The sequence below is a fragment of the Streptomyces sp. NPDC050636 genome (assembly GCF_040654775.1).
In the GTDB taxonomy this organism is placed as follows: Bacteria; Actinomycetota; Actinomycetes; order Streptomycetales; family Streptomycetaceae; genus Streptomyces.
The window spans coordinates 57,819-71,390 of sequence record NZ_JBFAIP010000024.1 but is presented as its reverse complement, the minus strand read 5'-3'; the positions used below and the strand labels follow the sequence as shown (position 1 = coordinate 71,390).

The following is a 13,572-nucleotide window of genomic DNA, read 5'->3' as shown; positions in this document are numbered from 1 at the left end:
GCACCGGGGTCCGACAACCGGCCACGGGATTTCAGTGGGCGGCGCGGCGGTCCGGACGGCGCATCAGGAACACCGCGGCGGATCCGGCGGCGAAGAGGGCGACGACGGAGAGACCGGTGCTCACCCAGGACGCGCCGAGCCACTGGCCGCCGAAGTAGCCGAGGCTGACGCTGTATGCGGCCCAGGTGAGGCCGGCCAGCGCGGACCAGGGGAGGAACTCGCGCACCGTACGGTGTGCCACTCCGGCGCCCAGGCTGACCACCGAGCGCCCCGCGGGCGCGAAGCGGGCCAGGACGACGATGCCGCCGCCCCCTCGGGTGAGCGCCGCGCCGAGTCGTTTCTGCGCCGCGGCCAGCCGGCGGGAGCGGCCGATGGCCCGGTCGAAGCGGTCGCCGCCGCGCCAGGCCAGCCGGTAGGCGACCATGTCGCCGAGCACCGAGGCGCAGGCGGCGCACAGCACCAGGGAGAGCATTTCGGCCGGGTGGGCCCCGCCGTGCACGGACGCGCCGACGGCGCCGACCGCGTCGGCGGCGGTGCTGGTGCCGGCGGCCGTGGTGGCCGCGGCGATCACCAGCACTCCGCTGGGCAGGATCGGGACGAAGACATCGAGGACGACCGAGAGGCTGACGACCAAGTACACCCACGGGGTGCCGCTGAGGGACCCCAGGTTCTCCAACAACGTCATACTCCCGTCCGACACCCTGCCGCGACGTCGCGTGGGGCGGCAGGGGCGGCTCTACAGCCGTACAGCGTACGCCTGGCATCAGCAGGCGCGTGACCTGGGGTGGAATGTGTTGCCGTGGGTCACGGACCGGCAGCGGAGGGCTGCTTCCCCTGACCCCACCCGCCTCGGATCACCCGTCTCCCGGCCCCGTCACCCGACTGCGCGGCGCGTCACCGGGGGCGAACGGGAACGGTATGAGCGCTGCACTCCGTGCGCTCGGCACGGGGCGGCTCGGAATGGAGGACCGGACGATGGTGGCAGGACGAACGGTGCGGGCGGCGGGGCTGGCGGCGGGAGCCTTCGCCGTGATCTCGGCGATGACCATAACGGTGACGACGACCACGGCGGAGGCGACGGCCGTACCCAGGACGACAGCCGTGCCCGCCACGGCCGTACCCGTGCCCGCCACGGCCGTACCCGTGCCGATCAAGAGCTACCCGCGGCCCGTCTGGCTGGACGCCCATGGCCGGTTCGCGCCGCCCAAGGCCCTCGTGCGGTCCAGCGCCGTGACGTACGACCTGAAACGGGTGCCTGCGGGCGCCCACATCAAGGTCGGCGAGTTCGGCTGGCGCCGTTCCACACTGGTCGTGCTGAAGGTGTCGGGGCTGCGGTCGGGCCGCACATACGGCGCGCATGTGCACACAAAGCCGTGCGGGGCGAAGCCCGACGACTCCGGGCCGCACTACCAGCACCGCAAGGACCCCCACCAGCCGTCCACCAACCCCGCCTACGCCAACGCGGAGAACGAGGTGTGGCTGGATTTCACCACCGATCGCAAGGGGCGCGGTGCGGCGCAGTCCCGGCATGACTGGCGCTTCCGGCCGGGCGCGGCGCGGTCCGTCGTCATCCATGAGCACCGGACCGAGAAGGGCGTCGGCAAGGCGGGTACCGCGGGTCCCCGGCTCGCCTGCCTCACGGTGCCGTTCGAACGGTCGGGGCTGCACGGGGCGTTCAGCAAGCGCTGAGGAAGCAGGTGCTGAGGAGGCAGGTGCTGCGCGGCGAACGCCGAGAAAGCGGAGGCTGCGAAAGCGGAGGCTGAGGAGGCGGAGACCAGGAGGTGGGCGCTGACGACACGGCCCGTACGGCAGCAGCGACTGCGCCGTACGGGCCGTGCGGGCGCCGGGGCGAAGGCTCCCGGCGGAGAGACGTCAGGCGACGCTCGGCTCGGGCTGTGCCGTGGTGGCCTGCTCCTTCTGCCGCGCCCCGAAGAAGAGGCGGTCCAGCGACCAGGCGCCGGGGCCGAGGAAGACGATCAGCAGGAAGGCCCAGCAGTACATCGCGGACGCCTCGCCGCCGTTCTGGATCGGCCACAGTGCGGTGCCCTGGTGGGCGGAGAAGTACGCGTAGGCCATCGAGCCGGAGCTGATGAACGCCGCGGAGCGGGTACCGAGGCCGAGCAGCACGAGGACGCCGCCGGCCAGCTGGATGACGGCCGCGTACCAGCCGGGCCAGCTGCCCGCCGGGACGGTGGCGCCGGTGCCCATCGCGCCGCCGAGGACACCGAAGAGCGACGCCGCGCCGTGGCAGGCGAACAGCAGCCCGACGACGACGCGGAAGAGTGCGAGGACGTGCGGTGCCGATCTCTGCGTGAACGAGGTCAGTGGGGATGTCACAGGAGCGGACATGTGAAGGGACTCCTCGGTTTCGGTTTCTGGGGACGTTGGTAACCGATGGAGCCCTAGATTAGGGACACCTTAACTTTACTTGCAAGTTCAAGCTCTGGCGTGTTCGTATCTTTTTCCGGGCCGTTACCGGACACGGACCCCGGACACGGCCCTGGAACATGCGCCATGGCCAGGTGGCTCAGGCATCCGCCCACCAGCGGCAACCGCCACCCGCAGCGCCGCCCGAGCCACCGCGTCCGTATCGGCCAGCGTCACCGACCCCACCCCGGGCCGCGCCCCCGCCGCCGTCACCCAGTGCACGCCCTCTGTCGGCACCCCCACCGCGAAGCGCCGCGGATGGTGCCGCCCGTCGGCCTCGACGAGGTGATACGGGGACGCCGACACATCCAGCCCGCCCGTCTCATAACCGTCCACCGTGTGCGGCCGGCAGCCGCCATCGGCCAGCAGCCGGGACAGCAACTCGTCCCCGGTGCGGCGCAGATCCGGCTCCGGCAGCCGCGCCTCGATGAGCGCCCCCGTCGTCACCCGCGCCCCCGGAACGTCCGGCGAATGCGCTGTGAAACCGGGCCCGCCATCGGGAGCGCCGGGGCGTATCTCCATCCGGGGGCCGAGCACATCCAGCACCCCCGCCTCGATCAGCGCCGCCATCTCCTCTATGCGGCGCCGCGGCGGCCCGATGGACAGGAACGCATTGAGCGGTGTGTACCAGCGGTCCAGGTGGTCCCGGCGGGAGGCGCCCGCCAGCCCGCCGTGGTCGACGATCTGGCGCAGCTCGTTGCGCAGGTCCCGCAGTACGTCCAGCGCCGCCTTGACCGGGCCCGCGACGTTGTCCTGCCGGGCGTGTGCGACGTCCTCCCGCAGGTAGGCCAGCAGCCAGTCCCGGAACGCGGCGGGGCCGGCGAACCGCCGGTCGGCGTGCGGCCGGGAGACCCGGTCCCAGTCCCAGCGCTCGGCCGCCGCGATACCGAACGCATCCAGGACGGCGGCCTCGTCGGGACCGCCGTGCGCACTGCTGAGGAAACGTTCCCGGAACCGCTCCCGGAGCGCCGCCCCTTCCTCTCCGTCCACAGGGCCACCCGCGCCGCGCCGCACCAGCAGCGCCTCGTAGTAGACGGACTCCACCTCCTTGGCCGCCAAGGGCCAGACCTCCGCCAGGAAGTCGGGAAGATCACCGGAATCGGCGCGCTTGCGGAAGGCGGCTATCACATCCGGCGTGAGCAGCAGCGGCAGATGACGGCCGTGCGCGCCCTTCGCGTTGTCGCCGCGCGCCTGGTACGGGACGCCGCGCCGGGACCCCGCGTACAGCTTCGGCTCGCGCCCGGACGGCACATACGCCAGCGTGCCGTCCGCGCCGCGTACGAACCGGCCGCCGCGGCCCGTCGTCAGCAGCGCCATGTGATCGAAGAAGTTCAGGCCGAGACCGCGCAGCAGTACCGGTAGCTCCGGGGGCAGCGCCGACAGCGCGGCAGAGAGGTCGGCGGGGTTGGCGGGCGGCAGGTAGCGCAGGCCGTGCCTGGCGGCGTAGTCGGTGAATCGTTGCTGCTCCGCGTCCGGGGCGGTCGGCAGATGGCCCTGTGCGAGGATCACCGCCCCCAGGCCGTGCAGCGTACGGCCGTCGTCGAGGGTGAGCGACTGCCCGCCGCCGGGGGCGTCTTGCAGCCGCACCGCGCGGGCGGTGTGCGGCACCACCGTCACGCCCTCCGGGGCGGTGCGCACCGTGCGGCGGAAGACCCACTCCAGGTAGCGGCCGTACAGCGCGCGCCCCGGGTAGTCGTCCGGGCCGACGTCGCACCCCTCCCACGCGTACAGGCTCGGCCCGGTACGTATCGGCCCCTCGCACTCGACGCTCTCATCGGTGAACAGCGTGACCTGCGACGCCACGGTGTTCATCAGCAGCTCGGGCGACTGGTCGGTGCGCCACACGCGGCCCGCACCGGGCGGGGCCGGGTCGATGACATGCACGGTCGGTCGGGCGCCCGGGGCCAGTTCGGCGGCCGAGGCGCAGATCCGCTCCAGGACGCTCGTCCCGCGTGGCCCCGCGCCGACGATGGCGATGGCGGGCCGGGTGTGGCGGTCGGCGATGTGGTCGGCCAAGAGGGGCTCTCCCAGGGGCGGCAGATGACCGGCGAGCGGGGCGCGGCCATCAGAAAGGTCGGTCGACGAGGGAACGTGCGCCCCATCATCACCGCCCGACCCGGCAAAACAGCACCCGAGACGGCTAGGAAATCGGCCACATCCACAGGTGATTCACATCGTGGTCGGCCTGTGAGGAACCGCCGAACCTCCCGCATCGCCGCTTTCGTCAGCAACCCGCGCACCGACCAGCGAATCCCGCCATACCGTTACAAGTCGAATGTCTCCCGGTTTCCCCTTGCGGGCCTGGTCCAGCCGCAGCAGCGCCGTACGGCCGCGCAGCGTCAGCGTCATCAGCTGATTGCCGAACCACGGGCCGTCCGTACGCCGCCACTTCAGCGGCGGCCGCCGCAGCCGCCCGTGCCGGGCCAGTACCTTGCCCAGCCACCGGCCGGACCGGCTCCAGCCGAAGCGGAAACCGGCCCGTATCGAGGCGGGGATGCTGTTGTGGACGGGGGAGCAGGTCAGTTGCAGCACCCGGCTCGTGGGCCGGTGGCCGCCGGGCGTACGCACCTCCGAGGCGTGCGGCCCGGCGCCGACGCTCCGCCAGTGCGGCTCCGCCACATACGCATGGTGCACATCTCCGGACAGCACACACACGGTGGCCGGCGCGCCCTCCCCGGAACCGGCCTCCGCGATGAGATCGGTGAGCGCGGCGAACGACTCGGGGAAGGCCGCCCAGTGCTCCAAGTCGGCCCGCTGCCGCAGGAATTCGCTGCTACGGGCCCAGCGGGCGCCGCGCTCCCCGGCGCACAGCGCGGCGTTCCACCCCTCTGCGGCATGGATGAGATGCGGCAGCAGCCAGGGCAGCGAGCTGCCGATCAGCAGGTGGTCGTAGGAGCCGCGCCCGTCCAGCACCGACTCGCGCAGCCATTCCGACTCGGTCTTGTCGAGCATCGCCCGGCTGCCCTCGCCCAGGACGCGGCCGGCCCGGGTGTCGATCATGACAAGGCGTACCCGGCCCAGGTCGCGCCGGTAGCTCCAGCGCACGCACGCCGGATCGGCGTCCGCACGGGCCGCGAACTCCCGCACCAGCTCCGTCCCGTCGGACGCCTCCCGCACCTGGTTGTACAGCTTGTCGGCGGCCAGCTCGGCGGGCGAGAGATTCCCCAGATGCTGATGCACCCAGTACGACATCAGGCCGCCCAGGATGCGTTCGTGCCACCAGGAGGTCGCGCGCATCCGGGTCAGCCAGGCCGCGGAGGTGTTCCAGTCGTCGATCACATCGTGGTCGTCGAAGATCATGCAGCTGGGGACCGTGGACAGCAGCCAGCGGACCTCCGGGTCGAGCCAGGACTCGTAGTAGAGGTAGGTGTACTCCTCGTAGTCGGCGACCTGTTTCCACGGCGGCTCGGTGAGATCGCGGCGCTCGGCCAGCAGTCGGGCGGTCGCCTCGGACGTCTGGTCGGCGTAGACCTGGTCGCCCAACAGCAGGAGGACGTCCGGGCGTTGACGGCCGGGGTCGGCACCCAGAGCGGCGGCGAGGGTGTCCAGCGCATCCGGGCCGACGGGGTCGTGCGCGGCCTTCGAGGGCGTCGCCGACCAGCGGCAGGAGCCGAAGGCGAGGCTCAGCGGGTCCTCCGCGGAGGCCGGGAGCGTACGGATCGTGCTCGCCCGGAAGCGGCCGGCGGGGAGCGGCCAGACCTGCTGACCGTCCAGCAGCACCTGGTAGGGGGTCTCACCGCCCGGCGTCAGGCCGGTCACCGGCACCAGCGCGTAGTGGTGCCCGGCCACCTGCCAGGTGCGCTCCGCGCCGCCCGCGCCGTCGTCGCAGCGGATCCGCACCTCGCACGGCCGGTCGGTCTCCACCCACACGGTCGCGCTGTCCGCGTCGACGTACCGCAGCAGCGGCCCCAGGCGCAGTCCGGGCATCGGTGCCCCTCCCTTATCGGCAGCCACGTCAGTCCTATCGTCAGCCACATCGGTCATGGCGTGGTCAGAGGATAGGAGCAGACGGCGCGCGGCGGGGGCGCGGGACGGCGACGCGCCCGCCGGCCGGTTGTCCCGGTCGGCGGGCGCGCAGGATCGATTCACCCGAGGGCGGGAGACGGACTCCCCCGAGGGGTGGCGGCGGCCGGCCGCTCAGCAGATGTCGAGGGTCTGCTTCAGCAACCGTCGAGGATCTTCTTCAGCGCGGCCTTCTCCGCGGAGTCCGCGGTCATGCCGTACTCGTGCTTCACCGACACCCACATCCGGGCGTACTCGCAGTGGTACGAGGCCTTCGGCGGCAGCCACTCCGCCGGGTCCTGGTCGCCCTTCTCCTGGTTGGCGTTGTCGGTGACGGCGATCAGCTGGGAGTGGGTGAGGTCGTTGGCGAGCTCCTGACGGCGCTCGGTGGTCCAGTCCGCGGCGCCCGACTTCCATGCTTCGGACAGCGGAATCACATGGTCGATGTCCAGATCGGACGCCTGGGTCCAGGTCGCGTCGTCGTACGCCGAGACCCAGGTGCCGCTCGTCGCGGCGCAGCTGCCGTCCTGCTCCACGTCCGTGCCGTCGCGCTTGAGCACCACCTCGCGGGTGTTGCAGCCGTCGCCCTGATCGATCCAGTGGGGGAACTTGTCGCGGCTGTAGCCGTCCTGCGGACCCTCGGCCTGCTCCTTGATCTCGGCGAGGTAGGTGCGGGCGGTGGCCGCGTCGGGCGGGCTGGGAGGAGCCGCCTGGGCGGTCTGCCCGCTCAGCATCAGCGTGCAGACCAGGGCTGCTGCCGAACCGGCGGCTATGGACACGCGACGCGCGTAGACCTTTGACATCGAAACTCCCGTGAAGTGGGGGGAAGTTGCTGTGCAATGCGGGCCCATGGTGGCTACGTGGGGTTTCCACCGGATGGGCTCCAGGTAACAGAGTGACGACATGCCCACGTCAGTTCAAGGAGTTTGACGGGGCGCCATACCCGGTTCGGGCCGCGCCGGTCGGGGGTCGGGGATCGGGGGCGGGCTGCGATGGGATGCGGGCGCGCTCCGGCCGGGACGCACCCGCGCACCCCACACCCCCCCCCGTGCATCCGCCTCCTACGGCGACCGCGCCCCTACAGTGATCGCGTGCTGCTGCCGGTCAACACCACCCTCGGCGTCATCCTCGCCATCCTGCTGGTCGTCGCCGTGGTCGTCGCCGCGCTGGCGCATCTCGGCCACGCTCGGGCCATCGCCGTCGCCGGTCTGCGCGCCGCCGCCCAACTCGCCGCCGTCTCCTACCTCATCGGCTGGGTCGTCGGCGCGCTCCCCTGGCTGCTGTGTTTCCTCGCCCTGATGTACGCGGTGGCGGTACGCACCGCCGGCCGCCGGATCACCCGAAACCGCACATGGTGGTGGGCCGCCGTACCGATCGCCGCCGGGGTCGCCCCCGTCGTCGGTCTCCTGCTGCTGACCGGCCTGGTGCCGCCGCGCGGCCTCATCCTCATCCCCGTCGTCGGCATCCTCATCGGCGGCGCGCTGACCGCCACCGTCCTCAGCGGTCGGCGCGCGCTGGACGAACTGGAAAGCCGGCGCGGAGAGGTGGAGGCGGGCCTCGCGCTCGGGCTGCTGGACCGCGACGCGCGGATGGAGATCGCCCGCCCCGCCGCGTCGGACGCGCTGCTGCCGGGCCTCGACCAGACCCGGACGGTGGGGTTGGTCACACTTCCCGGCGCGTTCGTCGGAATGCTGCTGGGCGGCGCCTCGCCCGTACAGGCCGGTGCGGTGCAGTTGTTCGTGCTCGTCGCACTGTTGGCGGTGCAGGCGGCGGCGTGCGCGACGGCGCTGGAACTGGTCGCCCGCGGCCGGATCCACCGCGTAGGCTTGACCGCAGCAGAAGGGGAGTAGCTCTTCGCCGGACCGTCGACATACTGCGAGCCCTCGTGGCCCGCCGGCGCCCGGAGGCCGGTACGGGTCCGTTACGTGTCCGTACCGCGCCAGCGAGACCTTCGGCCGCAGTGTTTGACGCTGCCGTGCCGAAGCGACCCCTCTTCCCGGGCTTTTCGGTGCGGCGGCCCGACCGATCGAGGTGTCCAGCCCCGTGTTCAGCTTCACCGTCGCAGCCGTCGTCTTCGGCGTCGTCTTTCTCGCCGAGCTGCCCGACAAGACCGCCCTCGCAGGACTGATGCTCGGTACCCGCTACCGCGCCTCGTACGTCTTCGCGGGCGTCGCCGCCGCCTTCCTGGTCCATGTCGCGCTCGCCATCGCCGCGGGCAGCGTGCTCACCCTGCTCCCGCACCGTCTCGTACAGACGGTGGTCGGCGTGCTCTTCCTGGCCGGCGCGGCCGTCCTGCTGTTCCGGAAGGACGGGGACGAGGAGGACGTGAAGAAGCCCGCCGACCAGAGCTTCTGGAAGGTCTCCGGGGCGGGCTTCATGATGATCCTGGTCGCCGAGTTCGGCGATCTGACCCAGATCATGACCGCCAACCTCGCGGCCCGTTACGAGGACCCGCTCTCCGTCGGCGTCGGCGCGGTCCTGGCCCTGTGGACCGTGGCGGGCCTGGGCATCCTGGGCGGCCGCACGCTCATGAAGTACGTACCGCTCAGGCTCATCACGAAGGTCGCGGCCTGCGCGATGCTGCTGCTGGCGGGCTTCAGTCTTTATGAGGCGGTTGCGGGCTGAGGGAAGGCGGGGCGGTTTCGCGTGCCGTCGCGCCCGGCCTCACCTTGTGATGCGTACGGCCGTCCCGGTGTCAGCCGGTGACATGTACGGCGATTCCGCCGTCCACCAGTGCCTCGACGCGGATCTGGGTGAGGTCGCGTACGTGGGCGGTGGGCGCGAACTCGGTGGCGCGGTCGCCGATCCCGACGACGCGCATCCCCGCGGCCCGGCCCGCCGTGATGCCCGCCTCGGAGTCCTCGAAGACGAGGCAGTCCTCGGGGGCGAAGCCCAGCTCGGCGGCGCCCTTGAGGAAGCCCTCCGGGTCGGGCTTGCTGGCGCTCACGCTCTCCGCGGTGATCCGCACGGACGGCATGGCCAGTCCGGCCGCGCCCATCCGGGCATCGGACAGGGCGATATCGGCGGAGGTCACCAGGGCGTGCGGGAGCCCGGCTATCGCGTCCATGAAGGCGGGCGCGCCCGGGACCGGCACCACGCCGTCCATGTCGGCGGTCTCCTGCGCCAGCATCCGGCGGTTGTCCGCCATGTTGAGCTCCATCGGGCGGTCCGGGAGCAGCGCCGCCATGGTGGCCCAGCCCTGCCGGCCGTGTACGACCTTGAGGACGTCGTCCGCCGGCAGCCCCTGCTCGGCCGCCCAGCGGCGCCAGCAGCGCTCGACGACGGCCTCGGAGTTCACGATCGTGCTGTCCATGTCGAGCAGCAGTGCGCGGGCGGTGAGCGTGGTGGTGGCCGTCATCGGCGGGCTCCTGGGCGCTACGAGCGGAAGGTGGCCGTACGGAGAGTGTCCGTACGCGTGGCGTGCGTGCTGCGGGGCGAATGCGAGTGCTGCGGGCGAAGAAGGCAGGCAGAGGCAAGCGGCAAACGACGCGCGGCAAGAGACGAGCGACAAAAGACAAATGTGGTCCCGCCCGCCGGTCAGGGAGTGCGGGCGGAACCACTTTGTTCCTACACGATACAAAACGGGTGGGGGTATCGACAACCGGCCCTGGTCACCGCTCGCTCCCCGCTGTGGCCCACACCTCGCCAAGACCTCGTCCGCGCCCCACTCGGGGGCCGCCCACACCCCGCCCACACCCCCCGCTCACGGCTCGCTGGTACGCGCCTCCAGGGACGCTCGTGTCGCCGCGCCGTAGACGCCCTCCGGGTCCCCCTCCACCCCGTACACCTGCTGATATCGCGCCACCGCGGCCCGTACGTCCGCGTCGTACCGGCCGTCCGCGTCATCCGGATAGACGGCCAGCTGCCGCAGCCGGTCCTGCAGTTCCATGACCTCCGGGCCGCTGGACCCCTCCCGCAGCACGATCGGCCCGGTGGGCGGGGCGCTCGGGCCGGGGCCACCGGGGGAGTGCGTCACGTTTCCTACGGCCTGAGTGGGCGCGGGAGGTGGCGGCGCGGACCGGGACGGCTCTGCCGTGGCCCCGGCGGTCCCGGCGCCGCTCGCGTCCGGCGACGGCGAGCGGGTCGCGGCGGGGGAGGAGGGCGCCCCGCTCCGCGCGGGGCGGTCGTCGCTGTCGGTCGGGAAGGCGGCGGTGGGGGCTGCCGTGCCACGGTCGGGGAGCGCCGTACGGTCCTGCTCCCCGCCGGCCAGCACATCGCCGCCGAGCAGCACCGCCGTGGCGGCCACCGCGGCCCCGGCGACCGCCAGCATGGCCGGAAACGCGCGCTTGGCCCGGGAGGGGGCCGCGGAACGAGGGAAGGGGGAGCCGGGCGGGCTGGGGGCGGGCGGCGCCGTGGTCGACGGGACCGTCCTGGAGGCCGACCCCGAACGGCGATACACGCGGGGCACAAGCGCCGCAGGGGCGGGAGAGGGCGCGGGGGCCGGGGCGCCGGCCACGTCCACGGCACGAACGGCCGCATCCACCGCGACCGAGCCGCCTAAGCCGGCACCTCGCCCCTCACCTCCACCTCCACCTCCATCCCCGTCCGCGTGTCCGTCCCCACCCCTGTCGGGCAGCGAGACGTAGGGCCGTACTCGCAGCGGATCAAAGCCCTCCGCTTCGGCCGCCGCGCACAGGCACGCAGGCCGGCCGTCGCCGCGCACGGGCGCGAAGCAGTGTGGGCACGTCTCTGCTGCCACGAGTGGTCGCCTCCCCTGGTTGAGCCCTCGAACCGGCAGCGATTATCCAGAGGCCGTCGCGGTCCGCACAGGCACTCGTGGACATCCAGCGGGCATCCGCCGGGTGTCTCCCGGGCAACCGCCGGTGCGCGAGGCCGCAAGTCGGCCCCACCGGGCTCTCAACGGGCCATATCCCCTGCAACCGCCCACGATGGAAGAAGCCCGGAGGCCGGTCCGGAACCGGCCACGGTCTCGGGTCGGCCATGGTCGGCCATGGTCTGGAACCGGCCACGGGGCCGTAGCCAGAAACCGGAACACACGGCCCCGGACACCCGGCCCGGAACACACGGCCCGGAACAGACAGAGGGAGACGCTCATGGCGCAGCAGACCGGCGCTCCTGCCGTCCCCGGCGAGGGCCGGTCCCAGCGGACGATCCTCGTCGCCATCGGCGCGCTGTTGCTCGGCATGCTCATCGCGGCGCTCGACCAGACGATCGTCGCCACCGCGCTGCCCACCATCGTCAGCGAACTCGGCGGCCTCGACCACCTCTCCTGGGTGGTCACCGCCTATCTGCTGGCTTCGACGGCCGCGACCCCGCTGTGGGGCAAACTCGGCGACCAGTACGGCCGCAAGAAGCTGTTCCAGACGGCCATCGTGATCTTCCTGATCGGCTCGGTGCTGTGCGGTATCGCCCAGGACATGGGGCAGCTCATCGCGTTCCGGGCGCTCCAGGGCCTGGGCGGCGGTGGCCTGATCGTGCTGTCGATGGCGATCGTCGGCGACATCGTGCCGCCCCGCGAACGCGGCAAGTACCAGGGCCTGTTCGGTGCCGTCTTCGGCGGTACGAGCGTCCTGGGGCCACTGCTCGGCGGGCTGTTCGTCGACCACCTCAGCTGGCGCTGGGTCTTCTACATCAACGTCCCCATCGGCGTCATCGCGCTCGCCGTCATCGCCACCGTGCTGCACATCCCGGTACGCCGCACCCCGCACCGGATCGACTACCTGGGCACCGGCCTGATCGCCGGAGTCGCCGCGTGTTTCGTCCTGATGACCTCGCTCGGCGGCGTCAGTTACCCCTGGGGCTCCTGGCAGATCGTGGGATTCGGCGTACTCGGCGTCGTCCTGCTCATCGCGTTCGTCCTCGTCGAGCGCCGGGCCGCGGAACCCGTACTGCCGCTGCGCCTGTTCACGCTCCACACCTTCACCCTCACCGCGGTCATCGGCTTCATCATCGGGTTCGCGATGTTCGGATCGATGACCTATCTGCCGACATTCCTCCAGGTCGTCAAGGGCGTCTCGCCGACCATGTCCGGTGTGTACATGCTGCCGATGGTGCTCGGCATGCTGATCTCCTCCACCGGCTCCGGGCAGATCGTCAGCCGCACCGGCCGCTACAAGGTCTTTCCGATCGCCGGCACCAGCGTCACTGCCCTCGGCCTGCTGCTCCTGCACCAGCTCGAACCGTCCAGCAGCGTCGCCGTCATGAGCGCCTGCTTCTTCGTCTTCGGCTTCGGGCTCGGCCTGGTGATGCAGGTCCTGGTGCTCATCGTGCAGAACGCCGTCGCCTACCAGGACCTGGGCGTCGCCACCTCCGGCGCCACGTTCTTCCGCTCCATCGGCGCCTCGTTCGGCGTCTCCATCTTCGGCGCGATCTTCGCCAACAAGCTCGGCCCCCGGATCGCGGACGCCGTCGCCGGGCAGCAACTCCCGCCCGGTCTCGACCCGTCGAAGATCGCCGAGGACCCGCGCACGGTCGCGCAACTGCCCGCCGACCAGGCGACCGGCGTCCTCAACGCCTATTCCCTCTCCATCACCGACGTCTTCCTCTACGCCGCCCCTGTAGTCCTCGTCGCCTTCGTGCTGGCCTGGTTCCTCCGGGAGGAGCCGTTGCGCAGCAGCGTCACCGCCCCCGAGACCAGCGAGGTGCTCTCCTCCAACCCGGTCGAGCGCTCGTCGCACGACGAATGCGCCCGCGCCCTGTCCAAACTCGGCAGCCTGGAAGGCCGGAAGCACATCTACGAGAAGATCACCGCACGGGCCGGCCTGGACCTCAAACCGGCCGCCAGCTGGCTGGTGCTGCGCATCCACCGCTACGGCTCGGTGGAACCGGGACTGCTCGCCGAACGCAGCAAGGTACCGCTCGGCGTGATCTCCGAAGGCGTCCGCCAGATCGAGGAGCGCCATCTCGCCGTACGGGAAGGGCTGATGCTGCTGCTCACCGACCGGGGACGGGAGACGGCGGACCGGCTCTCGGCCGCCCGGCAGGACTCGCTCGCGGAGATGCTGGGCGACTGGTGGACCAAGGACCGGCCCACCGATCTCACCGAACTCGTCAAGCAGTTGACGGCGGAGCTGTGCGGCTCGGACGCGGAGGAGCCGCACGATGGCGACGCCCGGCCACCCCTGCCGCACACCCCGACCCGGACACCCCGGCCGCCGGACCTCACGAAGTAGGGCTCACGGT

11 protein-coding genes are annotated in these 13,572 nt (G+C 71.9%); 4 read left to right on the top strand and 7 right to left on the bottom strand.

Annotation, left to right across the window (positions count from 1 at the left end; all coding sequences use genetic code 11):
• Nucleotides 1-31 precede the first annotated feature (31 nt).
• Nucleotides 32-685, bottom strand: coding sequence for a VTT domain-containing protein (locus AB0I10_RS19740; protein WP_363153784.1), 654 nt, complete (start codon nt 683-685; stop codon nt 32-34).
• 233 nt (nt 686-918) lie between these two features.
• Here AB0I10_RS19740 and AB0I10_RS19735 point away from each other — a divergent pair, with 233 nt between their 5' ends.
• The gene (locus tag AB0I10_RS19735) at nt 919-1,689 is read left to right on the top strand and encodes a superoxide dismutase family protein (protein ID WP_363153783.1); all 771 of its coding nucleotides are present in this window, start codon (nt 919-921) and stop codon (nt 1,687-1,689) included.
• 183 nt (nt 1,690-1,872) lie between these two features.
• On the opposite strand, the gene AB0I10_RS19730 is transcribed toward AB0I10_RS19735, so the two are convergent.
• From AB0I10_RS19730 to AB0I10_RS19715, 4 genes are all read right to left on the bottom strand, one after another.
• Nucleotides 1,873-2,349, bottom strand: a complete 477-nt coding sequence (locus tag AB0I10_RS19730; protein WP_363153782.1) for a DoxX family protein — start codon at nt 2,347-2,349, stop codon at nt 1,873-1,875.
• A 123-nt stretch (nt 2,350-2,472) separates the two neighbouring features.
• Nucleotides 2,473-4,443, bottom strand: a complete 1,971-nt coding sequence (locus AB0I10_RS19725; protein ID WP_363153781.1) for an FAD/NAD(P)-binding protein — start codon at nt 4,441-4,443, stop codon at nt 2,473-2,475.
• Between the two features lie 153 nt (nt 4,444-4,596).
• Nucleotides 4,597-6,354 carry an alkaline phosphatase D family protein gene (locus AB0I10_RS19720; RefSeq protein ID WP_363153780.1) on the bottom strand — a complete coding sequence of 586 codons (1,758 nt, stop codon included), beginning with the start codon at nt 6,352-6,354 and terminating at the stop codon, nt 4,597-4,599.
• 233 nt (nt 6,355-6,587) lie between these two features.
• Complete coding sequence (locus AB0I10_RS19715; protein WP_363153779.1) at nt 6,588-7,232, bottom strand: HNH endonuclease family protein; 645 nt, start codon at nt 7,230-7,232, stop codon at nt 6,588-6,590.
• 288 nt (nt 7,233-7,520) lie between these two features.
• On the opposite strand from AB0I10_RS19715, the gene AB0I10_RS19710 reads away from it, so the two are divergent.
• Together AB0I10_RS19710 and AB0I10_RS19705 are read left to right on the top strand one after the other, a co-directional pair.
• The gene (locus AB0I10_RS19710; protein WP_363153778.1) at nt 7,521-8,279 is read left to right on the top strand and encodes an ABC transporter permease; all 759 of its coding nucleotides are present in this window, start codon (nt 7,521-7,523) and stop codon (nt 8,277-8,279) included.
• Nucleotides 8,280-8,472: 193 nt separating this feature from the next.
• A complete protein-coding gene (locus AB0I10_RS19705; RefSeq protein WP_363153777.1) occupies nt 8,473-9,054 on the top strand; it encodes a TMEM165/GDT1 family protein in 582 nt (193 codons plus the stop codon).
• A 70-nt stretch (nt 9,055-9,124) separates the two neighbouring features.
• On the opposite strand, the gene AB0I10_RS19700 is transcribed toward AB0I10_RS19705, so the two are convergent.
• Together AB0I10_RS19700 and AB0I10_RS19695 are read right to left on the bottom strand one after the other, a co-directional pair.
• Nucleotides 9,125-9,787 carry an HAD-IA family hydrolase gene (locus tag AB0I10_RS19700; protein ID WP_363153776.1) on the bottom strand — a complete coding sequence of 221 codons (663 nt, stop codon included), beginning with the start codon at nt 9,785-9,787 and terminating at the stop codon, nt 9,125-9,127.
• A gap of 345 nt (nt 9,788-10,132) precedes the next feature.
• Nucleotides 10,133-10,699: a peptidoglycan-binding domain-containing protein gene (locus AB0I10_RS19695; RefSeq protein WP_363153775.1), complete on the bottom strand. Its 567-nt coding sequence runs from the start codon at nt 10,697-10,699 to the stop codon at nt 10,133-10,135.
• A gap of 784 nt (nt 10,700-11,483) precedes the next feature.
• On the opposite strand from AB0I10_RS19695, the gene AB0I10_RS19690 reads away from it, so the two are divergent.
• The gene (locus AB0I10_RS19690; RefSeq protein ID WP_363153774.1) at nt 11,484-13,562 is read left to right on the top strand and encodes an MFS transporter; all 2,079 of its coding nucleotides are present in this window, start codon (nt 11,484-11,486) and stop codon (nt 13,560-13,562) included.
• Nucleotides 13,563-13,572: the final 10 nt, after the last annotated feature.